This window comes from Acinetobacter sp. GFQ9D191M, from assembly GCF_011174875.1.
Taxonomy (GTDB): domain Bacteria; phylum Pseudomonadota; class Gammaproteobacteria; order Pseudomonadales; family Moraxellaceae; genus Acinetobacter.
Map to the genome: position 1 here is coordinate 24,609 of NZ_JAALGV010000011.1, position 8,418 is coordinate 33,026.

At 40.5% G+C, this 8,418-nt stretch carries 7 protein-coding genes and 1 rRNA gene; 2 read left to right on the top strand and 6 right to left on the bottom strand.

The window, feature by feature from the left end; all coding sequences use genetic code 11:
• Positions 1–290: 290 nt before the first annotated feature.
• Positions 291–1,739, bottom strand: coding sequence for an aldehyde dehydrogenase family protein (locus G5T77_RS02035; protein WP_166137426.1), 1,449 nt, complete (start codon positions 1,737–1,739; stop codon positions 291–293).
• A 130-nt stretch (positions 1,740–1,869) separates the two neighbouring features.
• Here G5T77_RS02035 and G5T77_RS02040 point away from each other — a divergent pair, with 130 nt between their 5' ends.
• Together G5T77_RS02040 and G5T77_RS02045 are read left to right on the top strand one after the other, a co-directional pair.
• On the top strand, positions 1,870–2,562 hold the full coding sequence (locus G5T77_RS02040; protein WP_166137429.1) for a TIGR04219 family outer membrane beta-barrel protein: 693 nt from the start codon (positions 1,870–1,872) through the stop codon (positions 2,560–2,562).
• 350 nt (positions 2,563–2,912) lie between these two features.
• Positions 2,913–3,464 (top strand): type 1 glutamine amidotransferase domain-containing protein, encoded by a 552-nt coding sequence (locus G5T77_RS02045; protein WP_166137431.1) that lies wholly within the window; start codon positions 2,913–2,915, stop codon positions 3,462–3,464.
• Positions 3,465–3,523: 59 nt separating this feature from the next.
• Here the strand turns inward: G5T77_RS02045 and G5T77_RS02050 are convergent, their stop codons facing one another.
• The 5 genes from G5T77_RS02050 to rrf form a co-directional block, all read right to left on the bottom strand.
• Entirely contained in the window at positions 3,524–3,847 is a 324-nt protein-coding gene (locus G5T77_RS02050; RefSeq protein WP_166137434.1) for an ankyrin repeat domain-containing protein, read from the bottom strand.
• A gap of 21 nt (positions 3,848–3,868) precedes the next feature.
• Positions 3,869–4,711, bottom strand: coding sequence for a hypothetical protein (locus tag G5T77_RS17105; protein WP_240904216.1), 843 nt, complete (start codon positions 4,709–4,711; stop codon positions 3,869–3,871).
• A gap of 83 nt (positions 4,712–4,794) precedes the next feature.
• Positions 4,795–6,144, bottom strand: a complete 1,350-nt coding sequence (locus G5T77_RS02060; protein ID WP_166137437.1) for an aromatic acid/H+ symport family MFS transporter — start codon at positions 6,142–6,144, stop codon at positions 4,795–4,797.
• Positions 6,145–6,510: 366 nt separating this feature from the next.
• Positions 6,511–7,875 (bottom strand): MFS transporter, encoded by a 1,365-nt coding sequence (locus G5T77_RS02065; protein WP_166137440.1) that lies wholly within the window; start codon positions 7,873–7,875, stop codon positions 6,511–6,513.
• A 329-nt stretch (positions 7,876–8,204) separates the two neighbouring features.
• Positions 8,205–8,319 (bottom strand): 5S ribosomal RNA (rrf, locus tag G5T77_RS02070).
• Positions 8,320–8,418 lie beyond the last annotated feature (99 nt).

Consider the following 8,418-nt stretch of genomic DNA (forward strand, 5'->3'; position numbering starts at 1 on the left):
TTTTATTGGTTATATGTATATAAACTTTTTGGAATATATTGTTTTTAAGTTTTACTACAGTTTTCAAGCAATTTTTCGCTCTTAATTCATCAAGTGTTAAATAGAGATTGAAAAAGTATTTTTATACCTTCCTCGCTTATTTTCTTCTGAATAAAAACAGAGCTGTGTCTTCATTTATTCAGCCTATATTTTCTGCCTACGCTGCTACCTTTTTAAGCAATAAAAAGCAAAATTCCACAACCGGTCTTAATTATCCCGATTGTGGAACAGTACTGATTGATTCGGTCAGCTTAACATTTGATGACAAGCATCCGTTCTTCCTGCATGTCACGAATCGCAGACTGAATACCTTCACGGCCCAGACCGGAATCTTTGACACCACCATAAGGCATATTATCAACACGGAAAGATGGAATATCATTAATGATGACACCACCCACATGCAGATGATCCCAGGCATACATCATCTTCTGCAGATTCTGGGTATAGATGCCGGCTTGCAGACCAAAGCGACTGCTATTAATACAGGCAATTCCTGATTCAAAATCGCTATAAGCTTCAATAATGGCGACCGGACCAAACACTTCATTACGATAAATTTCCAGTTGATGATCTACCTTTTCCAACAGGATCGGTTCAAACATCGCACCCTTCACTTCACCACCAGTCAGTACATTAGCACCTTGCGCTACGGCATCTTCCATCCAGCGATGCAAACGTTTAGCTTCAGCTTCCTTGATCATTGGCCCCAGCAAAGTTGTTTCCAAATCGGGATCACCGGCTTTCAGATGTTGCAGTTTCTGAACCAGCTTGTCTTTCAGTTCTTCAAAAATATCCTGATGCACCAGAATACGTTGCACACTGATACACACCTGCCCTGCATGACCATAAGCGCCACCAATCAGACGGTCAATCAGCTGTTCACTGAGTTCAGTATCTGGCTCAATCATCACTGCGGCATTGCCACCGAGTTCCAGAGTAACTTTTTTGCGGCCGGCACGGGCTTTCATATCCCAGCCCACGACATCGGAACCGGTAAAGCTTAGCAATTTAAAACGGTCATCTGTAACCAGTACATCTGCAAGATCGCGTGGACACGGCAGAACTGAAAAAGCATTCTTCGGTAAATCAGTTTCTGCCAGAATCTCGGCAATTTTTAAGGCTGAAACTGGAGTCAGACTCGCCGGTTTCAACACGAATGGACAACCTGCAGCAATTGCCGGCGCAATTTTATGTGCAGTCAGATTTAATGGAAAGTTAAACGGACTAATCAGGGAAACAGCGCCAATCGGTACCTGTTTCACCATGCCCTGATAACCGGAAGCTGCGGCGGTGACTGCCAGAGGCAAAATACGCCCCTGATCCATTTGGGTGACCGCATCTGCCGCAATCTGGAAAGTATTGATCAGACGTTCTACTTCTGCGCCAGCTGCTTTACGTGGCTTGCCACCTTCCGCAATCAGGATTTCAGTCAGTTCTTCACGGATTTCATTAAACCGCTTCACACAATGCAGCAGAATTTTTTGTTTCTGGAAAGGTTCCAACGCTGCCATTTCTGCTTCTGCCTCAGTCGCAGACTGAATCGCCTTTTCTAAAGTTTCAGCATCTGCCAGCGCGACACGTGCATAAAGCTCCTGACTATATTTATGTTTGACCTCCAGCCATTCACCCGTTTGTACCGGCTGTCCTGCCACATATAATGGATAGTCTTGATGATGTTGTGCTGCTGTCGATCCCATTATTCTGCCCTTCACATTAGCATATACATTTTAGAAATTACCTATATCATGCACCTACTGATTACGTTTAAGAAGATGTATTTAGGTAACAAAATCGCTCAATTTAAAGAAAGCGTAAGGAAAATTAGAAATGCGTACACAATTATTCACTGCATTATTACTAGGATTAGGGCTGAGCAGCATAGGCCATGCGGATGTGATTGGTCTTAAAGCAGATGCCAGCTACTGGAATTTTGACGGTTATAGCCAGTCTGCCAATGCCAGCAAACAGGACCTGGATCGCCAAGGCACGGCACAACTCTCTGTCGCATTTGAACATCCAGCACCACTACTGCCAAATGCCAAAATCAAATATGTGAATCTGGACAATAATAGCGAACAAAGCACCCCGCTGAATGCTGCCGATATCGAACTTAATAATATCGACTATATTCTGTATTACGAACTGCTGGATACCATTGTGCATGCTGATATCGGTGCTGGTCTGACCAATCTGGATGGTACAGTCAGAAATCTGAATGCAGGTGCCCTGACTCAGTACGATCTAGATGAATACAGTCCATTACTCTATGCTACAGCTGGGGTAAAACTGCCATTTACTGGCATGAGTGCTAAAGCTGAAGCGGTTTACAGTCATGGTAGCGATATTAAAAAGACTGATGTTCAGGCTGAACTGCAATATGACTTTATTGATAACCTGCTGGTCGATGTAGGGGCTAAAGTCGGCTATCGCATCATGAATATTGATGCCGAACAAAATAATGCGCCAGATTTGGAACTGGAATTTAAAGGTCCTTATATCGGCTTAGATATACACTTCTAAATAATATAATGACTTATGAAAATTAGTCTTCACCCTGTAAGCCCAGACGTACAAAGATAGATGTCATCGACGTCTATGCCAGTTTTTAGGTTCAGACTATTCTATAAACATACAAAGCAGGAAGCTCAAATACCTAAAAACAAGAAGAATAAAGCAGTGCACCAGGACGTGAGGTACGACAGGAGTTATACCTAGACACGAGATACGAAAAAAGCCCCAACAGGATGTTGGGGCTTTTTTTATCTATAAATTCTTAGCATTGTTTAACAGTTCCGAGCTAAAAATCCAACATTGTAAGAATCACTTTGTTGTTAATCTGAAAATCCTCACATTTTTTGGGAACAGCAATCATGGTAAAAAAGGTCCTCTTTATTACTTCAAACCAAGGCGTTGAACATGATGAACTGGTCGAGCCTCTAAATTTTCTAAAATCCAAAGGATTTGAAGTGATTCATGCGGCAGAAAAAAATGAAGAGGTGGCGACTGTAAAAGGCGATACTAAAGCTGCTACCTCATATACGCCTGATACCAGTTTTGATCATGTCACACTGGATGATTATGATCTCTTGGTTGTTCCTGGTGGCACTGTGAATGCAGATACTTTAAGAATTAATGAATCTGCCCAGAAAATCGTGCAGCATTTTGCTGATCAGCAAAAACCAATTGCCGCAATCTGTCATGCGCCATGGGTTCTGATTGATGCACAGCGAATTAAGGATAAAAACCTGACTTCGTACAAGAGCCTCAAACTGGATCTGGAAAATGCCGGTGGTAAATGGGTCGATGAACAAGTTCACCGTTGCAATACTGGCGACTGGGTACTGATTACTTCACGTAATCCGGATGACATTCCTGCTTTCAATGACGCTATCTTAAAAGAACTGGAAGGCGATGTTGCCTAAGTTCATACTATAAAAAAGCCTCCAGATGGAGGCTTTTTATTTTCTTGATCTTATTTTATTTAAATGCCACCTTTTAGGCTTTTTAGATAAGCCACTACATCTTTATTACCGGCCATTTCTGCCAGTTCCAAAGCGGTATAGGTACTGCGATGATCGACATCTGCGCCTTTGCTCACCAGCAGTTTAACTACTTCCAGATGATCGTTTTCAGCAGCTGCATGTAAGGCACTATAGCCTTCTTCATCGGCTGAATTCACATCCAGACCTTCCTGCAAGGCTTGTTCGACCTGTTCAATATCACCTAAGGATGCCCAGTACACCAGTTCAGGAAGATGCAGTTCATCGTCATCGTCAGGGATTGGGGAGATAGAATTAAATTCCATATATTTTACCCATTACTATTTTTACTTAAATAATGGACTATATCTTGCCATAAGTTCTTCTTCAGTCTTTCCTGTAATTTTTGATATTTTTTTATAATCAGGTAAAGGACATTCCTCTAATAAAAGATGTACTGCTTTATTCTTTTTAAAATCAAGATGTAATATAAACCCATAATTTTTCAATAACTTTAAATCTATTTTCTTACTTACAGCTGTAGGAAATTCGTTTAAAAATTTATAAAATTCAATAATTAAGTCATCGGTAAGCCGTAAACTACGCTCTGTTAGATCAATTAAACAAGATAAATCACTCTGATTAATTTTTGACTCTATTTCTTCATCACTTAAATCAGCATATGCCGTATTTAAATTATTAGCTTTAAAGAACTGTATACGGACTTTATCATTAAGTTCATTTCTAATATTCCACATTGAACGCAAAGTGTTGTAATTAGCAAAAAGAGTTCTTAGATAGGCTACGTTCAACCATTTAGTTTCTTTTTGGTCTGTAATGAAAACTAATTCATGATATTCAAGTTGATAATTTTTTCCCATACCAATAATTGATGGAACAACGAGAAATCTCTGATATGGATTTGAAGTTAAATTACCGTAATAATTATATTTAGTAGCAAGTAATGATTGATGCATTTCATCTGCGATCAAAATCCATTTATTAAGTATATCTAGCTTCCTTTTTTCTGCAGTTAGCTTTTCTTGTCTTAAATAAACCCTATACCCTATTACTGCACCAATCAATGAAGAAAAAAGTGCCATAGCTATCGGGAAAATATAATCTTTAATGACATTCGACTCTTGTTTAAGTTGCAAAATAGCTTCAGCTATTAATTGTTCTTCACTCATCTTTTGAAATTTATTTTTAAAAATTAAATTCTTATAGCATAAAAAAGCCCCCTTTCAGAGGCTTCTTATTTCAAACTCAAGGTTTAAGCTTTTGCAGGAACGGTATCTGCTGAACCAATCTTTTCAGATTCATCATCATGCATGATCAAAGCAACTGCAATCGCTGTAATCAGTACCGGTAAACCGACTGCCATAAAGTTAAAGTGTGCAGGCAGGTTCATACCCAGTAAGCCACCGATCAGGATCGGGCCAACAATCGCACCCATACGACCAATCGCAGATGACCAGCCAATACCTGTTGAACGTACTGCCAATGGGTAGAATTGTGCAACATAACTGTATAGCAACATTTGCGAACCGATTGATGCTGCACCTGCCAGGAACACCAAGATGTAAAGCAGGAACTGGTTAGATGCAAAGCCCATTGAGCTCATCACAATCGCACCCATCATACCGAGGAACATCAATACCGGTTTCAGGTGGAAACGGTCAGCCAAAATACCACCACCGACAATGCCAACCACTGCACCCACGTTCATCGCCATCATAAACATTAGGCTGTTGTCCATTGAGTAGCCCGCTGCCATCATTAGCTTTGGTAACCAACTGCTCAGTGCATACATGGTTAGTAGGCAAGTAAAGAAAGCTACCCAGAACAATAACGTATTTACGGCACGGCCACGACGGAACAGGCTTACCACGTTTGCTGCTTCAGGTACATTTTCCTGTGGCAGTTTAAAGGTGGTAGTTTTTGTAACACTTAGATTTGGAGCCAAACGACGTACTATTTGACGTGCTTTTTCCTGTTTGTTGTCTTTGACGATAAAGGCTAAAGATTCTGGCAGAAATTTCCAGATCACTGGTAATAAGAATAATGGAATACCTGCGATAAAGAACATGATTTGCCAACCAAAACTTGGGGTAAACCATGAACCTAATAAGGCAGCCATTACACCACCTACCGCATAACCACTAAACATGGTCGTCACTAGAGTACTACGCATTTTTTGTGGTGCATATTCAGAGGTCAGTGCCACCAGGTTTGGCATTACACCACCAATGCCCAGACCAGCAAGGAAGCGTAAAATACCAAACTCAGTCGGGTTTGAAGCAAAGCCACCGGCAAAGGTCAGACCACTGAATAATACGATACAGATCATGATGACTTTTTTACGGCCAATTTTATCTGCTAGAGAACCAAAGATCATCGCGCCAAACATCATGCCGGCAAGTGCAGTACTGGCAAGCATTCCCGCTTGAACGGCACTTAAGCCCCAGTCCTGCATTAATAAAGGTAAAACAACACCATTGATTGCTAGATCGTAGCCGTCAAACAAGATAATGAGTAAACACCAAGCAACTACATTGAAGTGAAAAGGCGTAAATTTCGCATTATCGACTACAGAATTTATATCTACTGTTTCCGTTGTCATCGTTCTCATCTCCCATGAGTACTTGTCCATAAAATCCTTTTGAATATCCGGGGGAGTATTCAAGTTTTAGCAATATACGCAAGTGAGATTTAGCGCACAATAAGACCAAATGATGGAGCTATTTCAGCCATTAAATAGAGGTTATTTGTGTGATTTATCACATTTTTATAAAGCTAAATAATTGAATATTTAGACATTTATTATTCTCATTAAAATGCCTATATAAATAGTCTATAGACCAATGATTTTTTGATTTATTCGATTTTTTATGAATGATTTTTATACTTTGAACAAAAAATCCCTTTCTTATGAAAGGGATCTTTTGACTCAATTAAGATTTATAGCAAGTGGATTGGCAAAAAGTGACTAGGTTTTAATAGAATTCAGCTTCTGTTTCGCCAGTAAGGTCTCAGCATTTCGTTCTGCATTCAGATCTTTACGTACAATCATCGCCACTGAAATCGCACCAATAATGGCTGGAATCGCAACTGCCAGGAAGTTCATTTTGTGTGGCAGCTCCATACCTAACAGGAATCCAATAATAATTGGACCAACGATTGCCCCTACCCGACCGACTGCAGACGCGCAACCAATACCAGTAGAGCGGATTGCCAATGGATAGTACTGAGCCACGAAACTATAGAGCAGAATACTACTACCAATTGCTGAAGCACCTGCAGCAGCGACTAATAGATAGATCACAGCCTGTGGAGAGTTAAAGCCTAATCCAACTAATGAAACTGCACCCAACAGGAACATGCCAATAATGACCGGTTTCAGATGGAAACGATCTGCCAGAATACCACCACCAATGGTTCCAACCACTGCACCAATATTCATCGCCATCAGGAACATTAAACTGTTACCCAGAGAATAACCCGCTGCCATCATCAGTTTTGGTAACCAGCTACCCAATGCGTAGACCATAAGCAGACACATAAAGAAGCAGCACCAGAATAATAAGGTACTCATGCTACGGCCCTGCTTAAATAAAGCAGCAATTGAAGCATCGGGTGCATGCACTTCATTCAGTACAAACTGGGTACTTGCAGTGACATTTTGCTCAGGACTGATCTGTTGAACAATTTTGCTGGCCTTTTCATTTTGCTGTTTCTTTACCAGGAAAGTTAAAGATTCCGGTAAATACAAATACAGTATAGGTAGCACCAATAATGGAATACCTGCGATATAGAACATGATTTCCCAACCAAAACTTGGGGTAAACCAGGCACCTAATAACGCCGCCATAATCCCGCCAACTGCATAACCACTAAACATGGTAGTGACTAAGGTACTACGCATTTTTTGTGGCGCATATTCAGAAGTTAATGCGACCAGATTCGGTAAAACACCACCAATACCTAAGCCCGCAATAAAACGCAGGATGCCAAATTCAGTCGGACCAGAGGCAAAACCGCCCCAGAACGTAAATCCACTGAATAAGGTCACACAAATCAGGATGACATTTTTTCGTCCAATTTTATCTGCCAGCATACCGAAGAGCATGGCACCAAACATCATGCCGGCCAGAGCGGTACTTGCAAGCATTCCGGCCTGAACTGCCGTCATATTCCATTCTTGCATCAGTAGGGGTAAAGCAACACCGTTGATTGCCAGATCATAACCGTCAAAAATAACGACAAATACGCACCAAAGTACGATCTTTAAATGAAAAGGTTTAAACTTTGCTTCATCCACTACAGCATTCACATTCACTGTTGTTGCTGTCATTTTTCCTCACCTCCAATTGTGAGCTTTTTTATTCTATGAAAAAATGAACGTTCATTCACTTTTGTATATAAAATGGATGATTCTTTAAACCTTGTCTACTGCAAAACTTACCAAGTTAGATGTTTTTAATAAAATTTAGGCTAAAGTCGTAGATTGAATAATTTTTAGACAGACCAATAAGAAAATAAGGCGAAGTTAATTAATTATACTTTTCACGTTATTTATATTTTTATTATCTAGGTATAATTAGGAGGTTATTTACTTCTTTTTCTAGAAACCCCACGCATAAAAAAAGCCCCCTGCGTGAGCAGAGGGCTTTTGGAATAATGAGCTGGCGATGACTTACTCTCACATGGGAGACCCCACACTACCATCAGCGCTAAGAGGTTTCACTTCTGAGTTCGGGAAGGGATCAGGTGGTTCACTCTTGCTATGGTCGCCAGCACAACTGGTATGCTTACTCGCTATGGTCTTATCTACGTTGCTTGCGCTTCGTTTGCCTAGCTTTCTTCAAATAGAATGCATTAACAGATGTATCTGAGT

Bases quoted from the DNA above. Each gene is read 5' to 3' on its own strand.
- G5T77_RS02035 (WP_166137426.1), bottom strand. From the start codon at position 1,739: ATGGGATCGACAGCAGCACAACATCATCAAGACTATCCATTATATGTG.
- G5T77_RS02040 (WP_166137429.1), top strand. From the start codon at position 1,870: ATGCGTACACAATTATTCACTGCATTATTACTAGGATTAGGGCTGAGC.
- G5T77_RS02045 (WP_166137431.1), top strand. From the start codon at position 2,913: ATGGTAAAAAAGGTCCTCTTTATTACTTCAAACCAAGGCGTTGAACAT.
- G5T77_RS02050 (WP_166137434.1), bottom strand. From the start codon at position 3,847: ATGGAATTTAATTCTATCTCCCCAATCCCTGACGATGACGATGAACTG.
- G5T77_RS17105 (WP_240904216.1), bottom strand. From the start codon at position 4,711: ATGAGTGAAGAACAATTAATAGCTGAAGCTATTTTGCAACTTAAACAA.
- G5T77_RS02060 (WP_166137437.1), bottom strand. From the start codon at position 6,144: ATGACAACGGAAACAGTAGATATAAATTCTGTAGTCGATAATGCGAAA.
- G5T77_RS02065 (WP_166137440.1), bottom strand. From the start codon at position 7,875: ATGACAGCAACAACAGTGAATGTGAATGCTGTAGTGGATGAAGCAAAG.